11 protein-coding genes and 1 tRNA gene are annotated in these 14,901 nt (G+C 68.1%); 10 read left to right on the forward strand and 2 right to left on the reverse strand.

What is annotated here, in order from left to right; genetic code table 11:
- Window positions 1-192: 192 nt before the first annotated feature.
- Window positions 193-1,266: a GTPase ObgE gene (gene obgE / locus ACJQWM_RS08755; protein WP_332705830.1), complete on the forward strand. Its 1,074-nt coding sequence runs from the start codon at window positions 193-195 to the stop codon at window positions 1,264-1,266.
- A gap of 280 nt (window positions 1,267-1,546) precedes the next feature.
- On the opposite strand, the gene rpsT is transcribed toward obgE, so the two are convergent.
- The gene (gene rpsT / locus ACJQWM_RS08760) at window positions 1,547-1,816 is read right to left on the reverse strand and encodes a 30S ribosomal protein S20 (protein WP_332705828.1); all 270 of its coding nucleotides are present in this window, start codon (window positions 1,814-1,816) and stop codon (window positions 1,547-1,549) included.
- 137 nt (window positions 1,817-1,953) lie between these two features.
- Between rpsT and murJ the strand changes: the two genes are divergently transcribed.
- The 7 genes from murJ to ACJQWM_RS08795 all read left to right on the forward strand — a co-directional run bounded on the left by murJ (window position 1,954) and on the right by ACJQWM_RS08795 (window position 11,635).
- A complete protein-coding gene (murJ, locus tag ACJQWM_RS08765) occupies window positions 1,954-3,570 on the forward strand; it encodes a murein biosynthesis integral membrane protein MurJ (protein WP_332705824.1) in 1,617 nt (538 codons plus the stop codon).
- A 291-nt stretch (window positions 3,571-3,861) separates the two neighbouring features.
- Window positions 3,862-4,830, forward strand: coding sequence for a bifunctional riboflavin kinase/FAD synthetase (locus ACJQWM_RS08770; protein ID WP_332705821.1), 969 nt, complete (start codon window positions 3,862-3,864; stop codon window positions 4,828-4,830).
- A 62-nt stretch (window positions 4,831-4,892) separates the two neighbouring features.
- Window positions 4,893-7,736 (forward strand): isoleucine--tRNA ligase, encoded by a 2,844-nt coding sequence (gene ileS / locus ACJQWM_RS08775; protein WP_332705863.1) that lies wholly within the window; start codon window positions 4,893-4,895, stop codon window positions 7,734-7,736.
- 259 nt (window positions 7,737-7,995) lie between these two features.
- The gene (gene lspA / locus ACJQWM_RS08780; protein WP_332705818.1) at window positions 7,996-8,502 is read left to right on the forward strand and encodes a signal peptidase II; all 507 of its coding nucleotides are present in this window, start codon (window positions 7,996-7,998) and stop codon (window positions 8,500-8,502) included.
- A 10-nt stretch (window positions 8,503-8,512) separates the two neighbouring features.
- Window positions 8,513-9,463, forward strand: a complete 951-nt coding sequence (ispH, locus tag ACJQWM_RS08785; RefSeq protein WP_332705815.1) for a 4-hydroxy-3-methylbut-2-enyl diphosphate reductase — start codon at window positions 8,513-8,515, stop codon at window positions 9,461-9,463.
- Window positions 9,464-9,965: 502 nt separating this feature from the next.
- Window positions 9,966-11,390 carry a DUF4331 domain-containing protein gene (locus ACJQWM_RS08790; RefSeq protein ID WP_332705812.1) on the forward strand — a complete coding sequence of 475 codons (1,425 nt, stop codon included), beginning with the start codon at window positions 9,966-9,968 and terminating at the stop codon, window positions 11,388-11,390.
- A 169-nt stretch (window positions 11,391-11,559) separates the two neighbouring features.
- Window positions 11,560-11,635, forward strand: a tRNA-Thr gene (locus ACJQWM_RS08795).
- Between the two features lie 89 nt (window positions 11,636-11,724).
- Here the strand turns inward: ACJQWM_RS08795 and ACJQWM_RS08800 are convergent.
- Complete coding sequence (locus ACJQWM_RS08800) at window positions 11,725-12,036, reverse strand: HPF/RaiA family ribosome-associated protein (RefSeq protein WP_332705809.1); 312 nt, start codon at window positions 12,034-12,036, stop codon at window positions 11,725-11,727.
- Between the two features lie 303 nt (window positions 12,037-12,339).
- Between ACJQWM_RS08800 and ACJQWM_RS08805 the strand changes: the two genes are divergently transcribed.
- Both ACJQWM_RS08805 and ACJQWM_RS08810 read left to right on the forward strand, forming a co-directional pair.
- Window positions 12,340-13,887 carry a leucyl aminopeptidase gene (locus ACJQWM_RS08805; protein WP_332705806.1) on the forward strand — a complete coding sequence of 516 codons (1,548 nt, stop codon included), beginning with the start codon at window positions 12,340-12,342 and terminating at the stop codon, window positions 13,885-13,887.
- A 181-nt stretch (window positions 13,888-14,068) separates the two neighbouring features.
- Window positions 14,069-14,887, forward strand: a complete 819-nt coding sequence (locus ACJQWM_RS08810; RefSeq protein WP_332705860.1) for an alpha/beta fold hydrolase — start codon at window positions 14,069-14,071, stop codon at window positions 14,885-14,887.
- The last annotated feature ends 14 nt before the right edge of the window (window positions 14,888-14,901 follow it).

The raw sequence follows: 14,901 nt of genomic DNA on the forward strand, positions 1-14,901 counted from the left end.
AGGGAAAAGCGCTCCCGTTCGCGCCGTCGTGCATCCTCGCTGTGCGTCAGCCGTCGGTAGATGGTCGCGAGGCGTGGCCGAGCGGCCGGCGCCCCTTTTCGACGTTTTTTCCTGTCCCGTCCGCAGCCGGCTAAACTTCCGTCGTTGCGTCTCCCTCCGTTCCCTGTTCCCCATTCCCTGTTCCCCGCCTCTATGAAACTGGTCGACGAAGCCGAAATCACTGTCAGCGCCGGCAACGGCGGCAACGGCTGCGTCGGGTTCCGGCGTGAGAAGTTCATTCCATTGGGTGGGCCCGATGGCGGCGACGGTGGTGATGGCGGCAATGTCTGGCTGGTCGCCGACGAGAACCTCAACACGCTGGTCGACTTCCGCCACCAGAGGCAGTTTCGCGCCAGGCGCGGCGAGAACGGCATGGGCCGGCAGATGTACGGCAAGGCTGGCGAGGATATGGTCATCACCGTGCCGGTCGGCACCGTCATCACCAACGTCGAGACCGACGAGGTGATCGGCGACCTGACCCGCAGCGGTGAACGGTTGCTGGTCGCCAAGGGTGGCAAGGGCGGGCTCGGCAACATGCACTTCAAGAGCTCGACCAACCGCACGCCGCGCCGGGCGCTGCCCGGGCTGCCGGGCGAGGAGCGCGGGCTCCGCCTCGAACTCAAACTGCTGGCCGACGTCGGCTTGCTGGGCTTCCCGAATGCCGGCAAGAGCACCCTGATCCGCGCGGTGTCCGCGGCGACGCCGAAAGTCGCCGACTACCCGTTCACCACCTTGTACCCGAACCTTGGCGTGGTCAGCGTCGAGCAGTACCGCAGCTTTGTCATTGCCGATATCCCGGGCCTGATCGAAGGCGCGGCCGATGGCGCCGGGCTGGGTGCGCAGTTCCTGCGCCATCTGCAGCGCACCCGGCTGCTGCTGCACCTGGTCGACATCGCCCCGGCGCTCGGGCTCGAAGACCAGGGCGGGGCGGGCATCACCCCAGCCGAGCAGGTGCGTGCGATCGAGCGCGAGCTGGCGAAACACGACCCCGAGCTGCTGGACAAGCCGCGCTGGCTGGTGCTCAACAAGATGGATCTGCTGCTGGAGGAAGAACAGCAGGACGCCGCTCGGGCGGTGATCGAGGAACTGGGCTGGAGCGACCGGTGGTTCATGGTCTCCGCGCTGGGTCGCGAAGGGACCCGGCCGATCATGCTGGAGGTGATGGCGTTCTTCGACCGCCAGCGCGCAGAGGCCGCCGAAGCCGAAGTCGGCGGCAATGCCCCCTGAGCGTGCGCGTCGCTGGGCTCCCTCCTTTGGAAAAGGAGGGTTGGCGAGGATGTGTTCTGGTCTGGAGGCGCAGCGCCGGGGCGGCGCAAATCCCCCTTGGCCGCCTTTTTCCAGAGGGGGGGAGACGTGCCCGGCGGCGACCGCGCCGACCGCCGACGGTGGGCACAAAAGGCGTGCCCACCCTATGCAGCCGCGCGGGCTCGGCTCTACTCGGAGCCAACGCGCAGGCGTAAAAAAACCCGGCCGAAGCCGGGTTTTTTCGGGCGTCGCCAGCGGACGATCAGGCAGCCTTGAGCGCGTTGATGCGGGCGCTCAGGCGGCTCTTGTGGCGGGCGGCCTTGTTCTTGTGGATCAGGCCACGCGCGCTGAAGCGATCGAGGATCGGCTGAGCGGTCGCGAAGGCGGTCTCGGCGCCGGCGGCGTCGTTCTCGCCCAGGGCCTTGAGCACCTTCTTGACGGCGGTGCGCAGCATCGAACGCTGGCTGGCGTTACGGGCATTGCGCACGACAGTCTGCTTGGCGCGCTTCTTGGCGGACTTGATGTTGGCCACGGCGTATTCCTGGAAACAAATAAGAGAGAGAAAAAGAGGGAATCGGGCTTGCGGAAGACAAAGCTGCGCAACACCAGACCGAAAAGTATGGGCGACTCAAAGGGCCGGGTCAAGTATCGGCCCGCCGGAGGCCCGGCATGAGTGCGCTGGGCGTCCCCGGTACCCCGGGCGCGCCGCCGCCGACTGGTCCCGAGCCGTCGGGCCCGCCGGGGATGCTGCGCTCCACCGCGGTGTTCAGTGCGATGACGTTCCTGTCGCGGATCGCCGGCGCCGCCCGCGATGCGATACAGGCGGCGCTGTTCGGCGCCGGACCGGCGGTCAGCGCGTTCGTGGTCGCATACCGCATCCCCAATTATCTGCGGCGGATCTTCGCCGAGGGCTCGTTCTCGTCGGCGTTCGTGCCGGTGCTCACCGAACTCAAGCAGAAGGGCGATCAGGAGGCGCTGCAGGACTTCCTCGACCACGTGGCCGGTGCGCTGCTGGCGGTGGTGGTGCTGGTCAGCGGCATCGGCATGCTGCTGGCGCCGTGGATCTCGCGGGCGTTCCTGATGTTCGCCGATGCCGATGCCGCCACCGTGCCGCTGGCCGCGGACATGTTGCGGATCACTTTCCCGTACCTGACCTTCATCTCGATGACGGCGCTGGCCGGTGCGGTGCTCAACAGCTTCCGGCAGTTCGGGCTGCCGGCGCTGACGCCGGTGCTGCACAACCTGGCGGTGATCGGCGCGATGCTGCTGCTGGCCGGGTACCTGGACGTCCCGGAAAAGGCGCTGGCCTGGGGCGTGCTGGCGGCGGGCGTGCTGCAGTTGCTGCTGCTGTGGCCGGCGATGGGGCGGCTGGGCATACGCCCGCGCTTCAGGTTCAACCTGCGCCACGCGGGCGTGCGCCGGGTCATGAAGCTGATGCTGCCGACGATCTTCTCGTCCTCGGTGGCGCAGGTGAACCTGCTGGTCGGCACCGCGTTCGCCTCGCTGCTGGTGGTGGAGGCGCAATCGTGGCTGTACTACTCCGACCGCCTGACCGAGCTGCCGCTGGGGCTGTTCGGCGTGGCGATCGGCACCGTGATCCTGCCGCAGCTTTCGCGCAACCATGCTGATGCGGACGCCGAGGGCTATTCCAAGTCGCTGGACTGGGGGCTGCGCACGGTGCTGCTGCTCGGCATGCCGGCCGCGCTCGGGCTGGCACTGCTGGCCGAGCCGCTGACCGCGGCGCTGTTCAACTATGGCGAGTTCACCGAGCTCGACACGCGCATGGTCGGCTACAGCCTGGTCGCGATGAGCGTCGGCATCCCGACCTTCATGCTCAGCAAGGTGCTGCTGCCGGCGTTCTTCGCGCGGCAGGACACCCGCACGCCGATGCGCGCGGCGGTCATCACCGTGGTCGCGAACGTGCTGCTGACCGTCGCGCTGGTGACCCCGCTGTGGATGGCGGGCTATCTGGGCGCGCACGTCGGGATTGCGGCGGCGACCGCCCTGGCCGGCGTGCTGAACGCCGCGCTGCTGTGGCGCTACCTGCGCCGGCAAGGCGTCTACCGGCCGGAGCCTGGATGGGGCCGCTGGGTGCTGCGCATTGGTGCGGGGCTGGTCGCGATGGCGATCGCAGTGCTCGTGGTGCGGCAATGGGTCGGCGACTGGACTGCGCTGTCGCTGTGGTGGCGCTGGCTGTGGTTGCTGGCGGCAGTGGCCGCGGGTGCGGCCGCGTACGGCGGGACGATGGTGCTGCTGGGGCTGCGGCCGCGGCATCTACGGCATTAGGATGCACGTGGTTGCGTCACTCCACATCGCGGGCATGGCCCGCTCCTACAAAAGCGCGGCCCTTTGTAGGAGCGCCCCATGGGCGCGATGCACGCGATCGCGTCACTTCACATCGCGGGCATGGCCCGCTCCTACAGCAGCGCGGTGCCTTTGTAGGAGCGCCCCAAGGCGCGATCGCTTCTCGCGCGGTCTTGCTCGAAGCGCATCGCGCCCGTGGGCGCCCCTACAGATGTCATCACGCGTGCCTGGACATGCCCGGCTGCCGGCCGCGCGCCGGTATACTCCGGCGCGATGAGCAGGCTGTTTCGTGACGTCGGGGGCGGGCCGCGGTGCCCGCACGGCAGTGTGGTCTGCATCGGCGCATTCGACGGCCTGCACCTTGGGCATCAGGCGCTGGTGCGCCACGCCGTGGCCCGCGCGCGCGCGATGGACCTGCCGGCGGTGGGGCTGACGTTCGAGCCGCTGCCACGCGAGTTCTTCGCCGCCGACGCGCGACCGCCGCGGCTGCTCTCGACCAGGGCCAGGATTGAGCGGCTGCTGGTGCTGGGTTTGGACCAGATCGGGCTGCTGCGTTTCAACCGCGCGCTGACTTGCCTGGACGCCGAGGCATTCGTCAGGCGTGTTCTGGTGCAGCGGCTGTCGGCGCGCGAGGTCTGGGTCGGGCCGGGGTTCCGCTTCGGCAAGGCACGCGGCGGCGACATCGAGGTGCTGCGGCGGATGGGCGCGGAGCTCGGATTCGCCGCACACGAGATCGCGCCGGTGGCGGTCGATGGCGAGCGCGTGTCGAGCACGCGCATCCGCGAGGCGCTGCAGGCGGGCGACTTCGCCACCGCCGCCCGGCTGCTCGGCCGGCCGTATGCGATCAGCGGCCGGGTGGCGCGCGGCCGGCAACTGGGCCGCACGCTCGGCTACCCGACCGCCAACCTGCGCTTTGCCGCCGGCATGGTGCCGGCGCTGTCGGGCATCTACGCGACCTGGGTGCATGGCGTCGCCGGCCCGGGCGACGAGCGCCGGGCGTGGCCGTCGGTGTCGAGCCTGGGCACGCGGCCGACCGTGGACGGCACCGAGCCGCTGCTCGAGGCACACCTGTTCGACTTCGATGGCGACCTGTACGGCCACCGCATCGAGGTCGAATTCGTCGCCAGGCTGCGCGATGAGTTGAAGTTCTCCGACCTGCCGGCGCTGACCGAGCAGATGCACCGCGACGCCGCGCAGGCGCGCGACCTTCTTTCGCACGACCAACGACGAGCTTTCGCGTGACTTCCGACGCCCCCGCAAATCCCTACAAATCCACCCTGCACCTGCCAGCCACCGAGTTCCCGATGCGCGGCGACCTGCCCAGGCGCGAGCCGGAGACCCTGGCGCGCTGGGAGACCGACGGCCTGTATGCGCAGATCCGCGAAAAGGTGCGCGGCCGCGAACGCAGCTTCGTGCTGCATGACGGCCCGCCCTACGCCAACGGCCCGATCCACATCGGCCACGCGGTCAACAAGGTGCTCAAGGACATCGTGGTCAAGTCGAAGCTGGTGTCGGGCTTCGATGCGCCGTATGTGCCGGGCTGGGACTGCCACGGCCTGCCGATTGAGCTGGCGGTCGAGAAGAAGTACGGCAAGGTCGGCGACAAGATCGACGCGGCGACGTTCCGCGCAAGGTGCCGCGAATACGCCGCCGAGCAGATCGACCAGCAACGCCGCGACTTCAAGCGCCTGGGCGTGCTCGGCGACTGGGAAAACCCCTATCGCACGATGGACTTCCGCTATGAGGCCGACATGCTGCGCGCGCTGGCGAAGATCGTCGAGCGCGGCCATCTGGTCCGCGGCGCCAAGCCGGTGCACTGGTGTTTCGACTGCACCTCGGCGCTGGCCGAGGCCGAGATCGAATACGCCGACAAGCAGTCGCCGGCGGTCGATGTCGCCTACCACGCAAAGCACCCGAAGGCACTCGCGGCGCTGTTCGAGGTTGCCGTCACCGATGGACATCTCGAGCAGGGCACCGAAGTCGCGATGCCGATCTGGACCACCACGCCGTGGACGCTGCCGGCGAGCCTGGCGGTGGCGGTCGGCCCAAAGCTCGATTACGTGCTGGTCGAAGGCCCGCACAACGCCGCCGGTGGCCGCCGCTTGCTGGTGCTGGCCGAAGCGCTGGCTGCCACCGCGCTGGCGCGTTTCGGGGTCGATGAGGTGGTCGTGCATGGCCGCGCCACCGGCGCCGAACTCGACGGGCAGGTGTTGCATCATCCCTTCTATGCCGAGCGCGACATTCCGGTGCTGGTCGGCGACCACGTCTCGGCCGAGGACGGCACCGGCGTGGTCCACACCGCGCCCGGCCACGGCCAGGAGGATTTCGCAATCGGCCAGCAGTACGGCCTGATCGAGAAGTACAGCGCGGCGCAGCTCAACCCGGTCGATGCGCGCGGCGTTTACCTGCCGAGCACCCCGCCAATGGCCGATGTCGACTTGGCCGGCACGCATATCTGGAAGGCCAACGAGGCGATCGTCGAGGCGCTGCGCAGCAGCGGCCGGCTGCTCGCGTTCGCCCGCATCGACCACAGCTACCCGCACTGCTGGCGGCACAAGACGCCGGTTGCGTTCCGGGCCACGCCGCAGTGGTTTATCTCGATGGAGCGCGCCAACCTGCGGCGCGACGCGCTCGCGGAGATCGGCAAGGTCGCCTGGGTGCCCGAGTGGGGCGAGGCGCGCATCTACGGGATGATCGAGGGACGCCCGGACTGGACGATCTCGCGCCAGCGTTACTGGGGCGTGCCGATCGCCCTGTTCGTGCACCGCGAGACCCGCGAGCCGCATCCACGTGCCGCCGAGCTGATGCGCGAGGTCGCCGAACGGGTCGAGCGCGAGGGCGCCGATGCCTGGTACGCGCTGGATCCCGCCACGCTGCTGGGCGCGGAGGCGGCGCAGTACGAAAAGATCACCGACATCCTCGATGTCTGGTTCGATTCCGGCGTCACCCACGAATGCGTGCTCGCGCAGCGCCCGCAGGACGGGCTGCGCAAGCCGGCCGACCTCTACCTGGAAGGCTCCGACCAGCACCGCGGCTGGTTCCACAGCTCGCTGCTGACCGGCGTGGCGATTGACGGCGTTGCGCCATACCGGCAGGTGCTCACGCATGGCTTCACCGTCGATGCGCAGGGCAAGAAAATGTCCAAGTCGCTCGGCAACGTGGTCGAGCCGCAGAAGGTCATCAACGCGATGGGCGCCGACGTGCTGCGGCTATGGGTCGCCTCGGCCGACTACCGCAACGAGATGTCGGTGTCCGACGACATCCTCAAGCGCAGCGCCGATGCCTACCGCCGCATCCGCAACACCGCGCGGTTCCTGCTCGGCAACCTGCACGGGTTCGAGCCGGCTGCGCACCTGCGTCCGCTGGACAGCGCGTCTGGTGACGGCATGGTCGCGCTGGACCGCTGGATCGTGCATCGCGCCGACGAGCTGCAGGGCCGCATCCAGGCCGCGTACGAGCGATACGACTTTGCCGAGGTGGTGCAGATACTGTCGAATTTCTGCAGCGTCGACCTGGGCTCGCTGTACCTGGACGTGACCAAGGACCGCCTGTACACGATGCAGCAGGACTCGCGCGGCAGGCGCTCCGCGCAGAGCGCGATGTACCGCATCGCCGAGGCGTTCGTGCGCTGGATCGCGCCGATCCTGAGTTTCACCGCCGACGAGATGTGGCGCTACCTGCCGGCCGTCACCGAGTACGGGCAGCGCGAGGACAACGTGCTGTTCGCCACCTGGTACCAGGGGCTGGCGCCGCTGCCGGCCGATGCGCCGCTGTCGGCGGAGGATTTCAAGCGCCTGCTCGGCCTGCGCGAGGACATCAGCCGGACCCTGGAGCCGATGCGTGCGGCCGGCGGGATCGGCGCGGCACTGGAGGCGGAGATCGCGCTCAAGTGCGGCGTGTCCGACCAGAACTGGCTGGCGCCGTTCGTCGACGAGCTGCGGTTTTTGTTCATCAGCGGTGACGTGACGGTGATCGCCGACGACAGCGCCAAGGAGATCGCGGTCGGCGCCGCGGCGACCGACAAGGCCAAGTGCGCGCGGTGCTGGCACTACCAGGCCGATGTTGGCACTCATCAGGCCCATCCGGCCTTGTGCGGGCGATGCGTGGACAACATCGACGGCGAAGGCGAGCACCGCCGCTGGTTCTGATCGTAGGGTGGGCACGTTCTTTGTGCCCACCCATCGCGCCGAGGACCGATGGTGGGCACAGACAGCGTGCCCACCCTACGATTAGGATTTCGTGTCGCGATCTTCCAGTGGCACCGGCCGCACTTTTCGGCGACGAATCATTCCAGCGCCGAAGCCCCGGACCCCCACTTTCGCGGGAATGACGACGCAAGAGCAACACCACGAGCAGACATCACGACCACAGTGAACCCGGCCGCGCCGGGGACGAGCAAAAAAGCACATGCAGAACCCCAAACCCAATGCCCTGTCCTGGCTCGCCGTATCCGCCCTGGTCCTGCTGCTCGACCAGCTCAGCAAGCTGTGGGTGTTGACCTCGTTGCCCGAATACACCGCCATCCCGGTGATCGAGGGCGTCTGGAACTGGTATCGCACCTACAACACCGGCGCGGCCTTCAGCTTCCTGGCCGATGCCGGTGGCTGGCAGAAGTATTTCTTCGTGGTGCTGGCGGCGGCCATCACCGGCCTGCTTGGCTGGTGGCTGGCGCGCACGCCACGCAGCGACTGGAAAACCGCCCTGCCATATGCGCTGGTGATCGGCGGCGCAATCGGCAACGTCATCGACCGCCTGATCCATGGCCACGTGGTCGACTTCATCCAGTGGCACTGGCGCGACCATTACTGGCCGGCGTTCAACATCGCCGATTCGGCCATCGTGGTCGGCGCGATCGGGATCGCGCTGTACGGGCTGTTCAGCGGCAGCAAAACCAGCGCCCGCGGGCAGGGGTAAAATCAACGCCATGGATGTCCTGCTCGCCAATCCCCGCGGCTTCTGCGCCGGCGTCGATCGCGCCATCGAGATCGTCAACCGCGCGCTCGAGACGCTGGGTGCGCCGATCTACGTGCGCCACGAAGTCGTGCACAACAAGTTCGTGGTCGACGACCTCAAGCAGCGCGGCGCGGTGTTCGTGGAGGAGCTCGACGAGGTGCCCGACGGTGCCACCGTCATCTTCAGCGCGCACGGCGTGTCCAAGGCGGTGCGCGAGGAGGCCGAGCGGCGCGGGCTGAAGGTGTTCGACGCGACCTGTCCGCTGGTGACCAAGGTCCACCTGGAAGTCTCGCGCCACTGCCGCGCCGGGCGCGACGTGGTGCTGATCGGCCACGCCGGCCATCCCGAGGTCGAGGGCACGATGGGCCAGTGGCGGCGCGAGGCCGGCGCAGGCCGGATCCACCTGGTCGAGGACATCGACGATGTCGCCACGCTGGTGGTCGATCAGCCGGAGAACTTCGCCTATACCACCCAGACCACGCTGTCGGTCGATGACACCCGCGTAGTGATCGACGCGCTACGTGTCCGCTTCCCGGCGATCCAGGGCCCGCGTCACGACGACATCTGCTACGCCACCCAGAACCGCCAGGACGCGGTGCGCGAGCTGGCCGTCCGCTGCGACCTGGTGCTGGTGGTGGGTTCGGTCAACAGCTCCAACTCCAACCGGCTGCGCGAACTGGCCGAACGCGAAGGCGTGCAGGCCTACCTGGTCGACGGCGCGGACGAGATCGACCCGTGCTGGATCGAAGGCCGCACCCGCATTGGCGTGACCGCCGGTGCCTCGGCCCCGGAAGTACTGGTCCGCGGGGTGATCGATCGCCTGCATGCGCTAGGTGCTGCCAAGGTCACCGAGCTGACAGGCAAGCCGGAGAACATGGTGTTCGCGCTGCCCAAGGAACTTCGGCTGCAACTGGTCGGCTGAGCGTCCCGCGTCCGACGCGGCCGAGCAGGGCACGCGGCTGTGGCATAGCGCTCGGTACACGCCAGCCGGATGCACCGACTGACGTTTCGCACGACGGCACTCGTCTGTCCCCGAATATCCCATCGGCGCATTGTTTCGGGCGATCTCCGCTGCACCTGAAAAGCCGGCACGATTTGCCGCTGGCCCCCTAGCCCCTAGCCCCTAGCCCCCTGGCCCCCTGGCCCCGGCCGGCACGTCCATGCGCCTCCTCGATGATCCGTTGGCGCGTTGCAAGCGCTCGCATCACCTTCACTGCGCGGCCGTCCTGGCACTTGCCACCGCCGACGAACGGCGCATCCGACTGCGACAGGCACGCGTAACCCCAAAACTTCACGGTGCAGGCATCGGACCGCCGGCAGAGTGCCGCGAGGGGTAGGACGCGGCCGGCATTCTCATGATGCGGACCGCCAGCAGCAGACGAGGGATGCCCCCGCATCCCCATCCATCATCGAGGAGTGCTCCCATGAAACGTACATGCATCGCCATCGCAGCCGCCAGCCTGGTGCTGGCAGCAGGCGCGGCAACCGGATCCAGCCACCGCGAAGCACCAGAAATCACCGAGATGCCGAAGGTCGATAACACGGACGTTTACATGTTTCGCAGCTATGAAGCGGGCCGCGAAGGCTACGTGACCCTGCTCGCGAACTTCCAGCCGTTCCAGGACCCCTTCGGCGGCCCGAACTATTTCACGATGGACGACGATGCGATCTATGCCATCCACATCGACAACGACGGCGACGCGCGCGAGGACATCTCGTATTTCTTCCGCTTCCACAAGAGGTTCCGCAACCTCACCGTGCCCGTCAACGGCAAGAACATTCCGATACCGCTGGTCAACATCGGGCCGTTCGGCTCGACCGACGAACAAAAGACCAACCGCAACGTCATCGAGACCTACACCCTGGTCACTGCCCATGAACGGCAGAACGCCAACGCCAACGCCCAGCCCGAGATCAGCGTTGCCAAAAACCTCAGCGGTGGCGAGGACTTCTTTCCCAAGCCCTACGACAACATCGGCACCAAGTCGATTCCCGAGTACGAGGCGTACGCCGACAGCCACATCCAGCGCGCGGCGCTGAATAACTGCGCCGGCGAGGCGCGGGTGTTCGCCGGGCAGCGCAAGGAAGGCTTCTCCATTGCGGTCGGCGAGGTTTTCGACCTGTTCCACCTCAATCCGCTGGGTCCCATCGATGCCGAGGGCAACGACCTGGACGACAAGAACGTGACCACCCTTGCGCTGGAGGTGCCGATCGCCTGCCTGACCGACGGCAGCCCCATCATCGGCGCATGGTCCACCGCGAGCCTGCCGACCCGCGGCTCCGGTCAAGGGGAGGGGCGCGGCCGTTTTGAACAGGTGTCCCGGTTGTCCGCGCCGCTGGTCAACGAAGTCGTGATCGGCCTGCCGGACAAGGACAAGTTCAACCGCTCGCATCCGCGCAATGACAGCCAGTTCGCCAAGTACGTGACCTATCCGACCCTGCCCGAACTGCTGCAGATCCTGTTCCCCAGCGTGGAGGCGCCGAACGTGTTCCCGCGCACGGATCTGGTCGCGGCATTCCTGACCGGCATCGAGGGCCTCAACATGCCGGAGAACGTCAGGCCGGCGGAGATTATGCGGCTCAACACGTCGATCGAGCCGACGCCGGTGGAGGCGCAGAGCAATCTCGGCGTGCTCGGCGGCGACCTGGCCGGGTTCCCGAATGGTCGCCGGCCCGGCGATGACGTGGTCGACATCGAGCTGCGCGTGGCGATGGGCGTGCTGTTGCCGGAGGCGGATGCGCCGTCCGGGCAGTTGCCGTTCACCGATGGTGCGACGTTGAGTGCGACCGAGTTCCGCGACACCTTCCCGTACCTCAACACGCCGCTTCCGGGCGCGACCGACGACTGAGGGTGCCACGACCCGGCAGCGGATGCTGCCGGGTCGTTCAACGCGTTGGCGGTGCATCGAGCGCCGCCAACAGCACCCGGTCTGGAAGGAGCGGTCGCTGCCGCGACCCTGGGCGCCGGCTTCGCAATTGACCCTCCGGAGCGCAGGCCACTACAATCCCGCTCCTTACGCCGGAATAGCTCAGTTGGTAGAGCGGCGCATTCGTAATGCGTAGGTCGTAGGTTCGATTCCTATTTCCGGCACCAGAACGACCCGTACGACCCTCTTCGGGCGCACGAACAAAAAAATGGGGCCGCGAGTGCACTCGCGGCCCCATTTTTTTCCGTGTGCCCGGCTACTTGCCGAGTTTGCCCAGCGAACTGTCCAGCGCCCGCTTGAGCTTGTGCGCTGCGCCGTTGATCGCGTCGCGCACGGTTTCGGCGTCCTCGGTGGCGGCCACCGGCGGGCGGCCGTCGACCCGGGCCTCCATCGTGCAGTGCTTGTCATTGCTGCCGGCCTTGCCGGCGTTGACGTCGCTCAGATGCACCTCCACCCGCGTGATCTGGCCGCTGAAGCGGCCCAGTACGCTCTCGACCACGGTTTCGACGTGGCTGGCGAGCGACTCGTCGCCCTTGATGTGGCTGTCGGTATTGAGCTGGATGATCATCTGGACGGGACTCCTGGTGGACGCGTCGGGGGAGCTCGCCGGCCTGCGGCGACGAGCGGCTCCAAGGTAGCGCAGCGGGGATGGACTCGATGAGAAGAAAAGGTGGGGCATCGCTGCGCGGCTGCGGCCAGGGTTGAAACGTGCGCCATGCCCGCGTGTCCATGACCTTCGACAGGGCGGCACCGGGAGGGCCGCGGCTATAGTCGGGAGTCATGGTGGTGAAGCCGCCGTGGATTCCCTCTTTGCTTCGCGGGCCGCCGCCGGGTTGCGCGGTGTCGTCGCGCACCTTCGGAGTACCTCTGCATGTCGCGTTTCCTGAGTGTTGTTGCCGCCCTGGCCCTGCCCCTGGCGGCCGCCGATGCCGCCGCCGAACGCCGTATCTCGTTCGCACCCTATGCGCTGCCCGGCTCGGGCACCGTCGCTCTGGCGGTGCGCGAGGGCGTGCCGGGCGAGGGCGCGTTTGCGCAACTCAATGCGGCCAGCAACGGCGCGCTGCGGCGTGCGGTCGATGCAATGCAATTCGAGGGCAAGCGCGGATCCAAGCTGGACCTGCCGGGCCTGGCGGGCTACGACCGCGTCATCCTGCTCGGCATCGGCGAAGAGCCGGTGACCCCGCGGGTGCTGGAGGATCTGGGCGGACGCGTCGGGCAGGAAGGCGCCGCCAGCGCCAGCCCGCGCATCGAGCTGTTGTGGGTGGGGGAGGAGGCCGACGCCGCCGCGCACCTGGCGTTCGGGGCGGCGCTGGGTCAATACCGGTTCGACAAGTACAAAAGCCGGGACGCGGAGGACGACACCGCCGCCAGGGGCGAAGGTGAACTGGTGGTGCGCACGCCCGCCGGCGTGGCCGCCGGCGAGGTCTACCGGGCGCAGTGGCAACCGGTCGCGACGGCGGTCAAGACCGCGCGCGACCTGGTGACCGAGCCGGCCAACGTGCTGTATCCGGAGGTGTTCGTCGAGCGGGCGCGCGAGGCTTTCGACGGCATGCCGAACGTGCGCATCGAAGTCCTCGACGTGCCGGCGATGGAGAAGCTCGGCATGGGCGGGATGCTGGCGGTCGGCAAGGGCAGTGCCCGGCCGCCCCGCCTGCTGGTGGTGCACTACACCGGCGGGGCGCGTGACCAGGCGCCGCTGGCGTTCGTCGGCAAGGGCATCACCTTTGATACCGGTGGCATCTCGATCAAGGGCAGCAGCGGGCTGTGGCGGATGAAGTACGACATGGCCGGCGCGGCATCGGTGACCTCGGCGGTGCTGGCGCTGGCCGGGCGCCGGGCGCCGGTGAATGCCGTGGCGGTGGCGGCGCTGGCCGAGAACATGCCCTCGGGCACCGCTGCGCATCCGGGCGATGTGGTGACCACGATGTCGGGCAAGACCTTCGAGATCATGAGCACCGACGCCGAGGGCCGGATGGTGCTGTCGGACGCGGTGTACTACGCGCAGCAGGAATTCGAGCCCAAGCTGCTGGTCGACGTGGCGACGCTGACGGGTTCGATCGTGACCGCACTGGGTGACGAATATGCCGGGCTGTTCTCGCGCGACGATACCCTCGCCGCGCAGCTGACCGCCGCCGGTGAGCTGGCGGGCGAGGACCTGTGGCGGATGCCATTGCACGAGTCCTACGGCGAGGGTCTGAAGTCGCCGGTCGCCGACCTGCGCAACGGCGGTGGTGGCCCCGGTGCCGGGGTCGGCGCGCATTTCATCGGCAACTGGATTGCGGACGATCTGCCCTGGGCGCACCTGGATATCGCCGGCATGGCCTGGCGCGAAAGTGAAGGTACGCCCACGTCGCCGACCGGGGCGACCGCCTTCGGGGTGCGGTTGCTGGACCGGTTCGTGCGCGAATATCACCAGTGATGGCCAGGGCGCGATCTCTCCGTTGAACCGCAGTGCGGGGAGCACTGGAGCAGATCCTCCCAACCCTTCTTTTTCAAGGGAGAGAGTCGAGCCTCGTCGGAACGAGCCGCTTCACGCCCCACTGCTGCGCGCGGACGCAACATGTTGGTGACTTGCGATCGGGAGTGCACCGTTGGCCGGGATGCATCACATCCGCCGCGGCAGCGGCAGACCGTTGCTGCTGGTCCATGGGCTGGGCGGCAATACCCACTCGTTCGACACCATCCTCAACATGCTGGCCGCCGACCGCGAGGTCATCGTGGTCGACCTGCCGGGATTCGGGCAGACCCCGCCGCTCGACGGCGAGGTCTCGATCGGCACGTTGTGCGATGCGCTCACCGGATTTCTCACCGAGCAGGACCTGATCGGCATCGATGCGGTCGGCAGTTCGATGGGCGCGCGGCTGGTGCTGGAACTGGCGCGGCGCGGTGGCGTGCTCGGCGCTGTGGTGTCGCTGGACCCTGGCGGGTTCTGGCGCGGCTGGGAGCGGCACGCGTTCAACGCCTCGATCTGGCTGTCGATCCGGCTGATTCGCGCGCTGCAACCGGTGCTGCCGCGGCTGACCAGCCATCCGCTCAGCCGCTCGCTGTTGCTGCTGCAGTTCTCGGCGCGGCCACGGACACTGCCGCCGCGGATCGTGCTCACCGAGCTGTGCAGCTACGCGGCCTCGCCATCGTTCGACGAGCTGCTGCACAACCTGTCCTACGGCGAGGAGCAACAGGGCGCGCCTCGCGGCTCGATTGCCCATCCGCTGGTGATCGGCTGGGGCCGGCGCGACCGGGTGTGTTATCCGAACCAGGCAGCGCGCGCGCAGGAGCTGTTTCCCGACGCGCGGCTGCACTGGTTCGAGCACTGCGGCCATTTCCCGCACTGGGACGCGCCGGAGGAAACGGTGCGGCTGATCCTGGCGACGACGGGGGACCACGGCGGGTCCGGGGCTGATGGATCGCTGTCCCGCTAGCGGGCAGAAGCAAA

The organism is Novilysobacter longmucuonensis (genome assembly GCF_046600735.1).
In the GTDB taxonomy this organism is placed as follows: Bacteria; Pseudomonadota; Gammaproteobacteria; order Xanthomonadales; family Xanthomonadaceae; genus Novilysobacter_A; species Novilysobacter_A longmucuonensis.

Coding starts and splice junctions, on each gene's coding strand:
- ACJQWM_RS08810 (WP_332705860.1), top strand. CDS start 14,069: ATGCATCACATCCGCCGCGGCAGCGGCAGACCGTTGCTGCTGGTCCAT.
- ACJQWM_RS08770 (WP_332705821.1), top strand. CDS start 3,862: ATGAGCAGGCTGTTTCGTGACGTCGGGGGCGGGCCGCGGTGCCCGCAC.
- obgE (WP_332705830.1), top strand. CDS start 193: ATGAAACTGGTCGACGAAGCCGAAATCACTGTCAGCGCCGGCAACGGC.
- ileS (WP_332705863.1), top strand. CDS start 4,893: ATGCGCGGCGACCTGCCCAGGCGCGAGCCGGAGACCCTGGCGCGCTGG.
- ACJQWM_RS08805 (WP_332705806.1), top strand. CDS start 12,340: ATGTCGCGTTTCCTGAGTGTTGTTGCCGCCCTGGCCCTGCCCCTGGCG.
- ispH (WP_332705815.1), top strand. CDS start 8,513: ATGGATGTCCTGCTCGCCAATCCCCGCGGCTTCTGCGCCGGCGTCGAT.
- ACJQWM_RS08790 (WP_332705812.1), top strand. CDS start 9,966: ATGAAACGTACATGCATCGCCATCGCAGCCGCCAGCCTGGTGCTGGCA.
- lspA (WP_332705818.1), top strand. CDS start 7,996: ATGCAGAACCCCAAACCCAATGCCCTGTCCTGGCTCGCCGTATCCGCC.
- ACJQWM_RS08800 (WP_332705809.1), bottom strand. CDS start 12,036: ATGATCATCCAGCTCAATACCGACAGCCACATCAAGGGCGACGAGTCG.
- murJ (WP_332705824.1), top strand. CDS start 1,954: ATGAGTGCGCTGGGCGTCCCCGGTACCCCGGGCGCGCCGCCGCCGACT.